Source organism: Pseudomonas psychrophila, assembly GCF_001043005.1.
Lineage (GTDB): Bacteria > Pseudomonadota > Gammaproteobacteria > Pseudomonadales > Pseudomonadaceae > Aquipseudomonas > Aquipseudomonas psychrophila.
In genome coordinates, this window is record NZ_JYKZ01000109.1 from 1 (window position 1) to 525 (window position 525).

At 52.6% G+C, this 525-nt stretch carries 1 protein-coding gene and 1 pseudogene; both read right to left on the minus strand.

Features of this window, described 5'->3' with window-relative positions; all coding sequences use genetic code 11:
• Positions 1 to 22 precede the first annotated feature (22 nt).
• A complete protein-coding gene (locus TU76_RS24325; protein ID WP_048352710.1) occupies positions 23 to 280 on the minus strand; it encodes a hypothetical protein in 258 nt (85 codons plus the stop codon).
• Between the two features lie 48 nt (positions 281 to 328).
• Positions 329 to 525 (minus strand): annotated as a pseudogene (locus TU76_RS25505) (hypothetical protein); the annotation flags it as partial.

Below are 525 nucleotides of genomic sequence, written 5' to 3' on the forward strand. Positions count from 1 at the left end.
AAAATAACCGCCCATTTTTTATTTATAATCTTTGTGAATTCAACTTCCGCCCAATCACATCCAGCAAATCACATCCATCTCTCAGCGGAATGGCCAGCAACAGTGCAAAGTCATGAAGCACAATCGCATCACTGCTGATCTCCTCCCGAAACGCAAGGTTCTCCAAAAACTGAGTCACCGCACGAATGCGGTACGCGGCGGCGTCATAGAGAACATCGAGGGGCGCTTGTGTGTCGATCAGCAGCGCGGGGATGGTTGAATCGTGGCCTGTCAGGGGCATGTATCTATTCATTTTTGGACTCTCTACTTAAGTGATGAATGCCATCACTCAAACGTCGCCAAACGAATGGGTGACAGCTGTACGCAGGTTGGCGAACCGGCAGTAGAGAAAACCGGCAGACCCGAAGGTCTCACGCGCACGGCCGTCATAAAACGACTTTGCGACGCTGACCAGTTCCGCTACCTGATAGACAACGTGCTGGCCAGCAAGGACGACCTGCGCCTGAGACTGGGCGTCACCCTCAC

Excerpts from the sequence above, each read along its gene's own strand:
- TU76_RS24325 (WP_048352710.1), bottom strand. The coding sequence starts at position 280 with ATGCCCCTGACAGGCCACGATTCAACCATCCCCGCGCTGCTGATCGAC.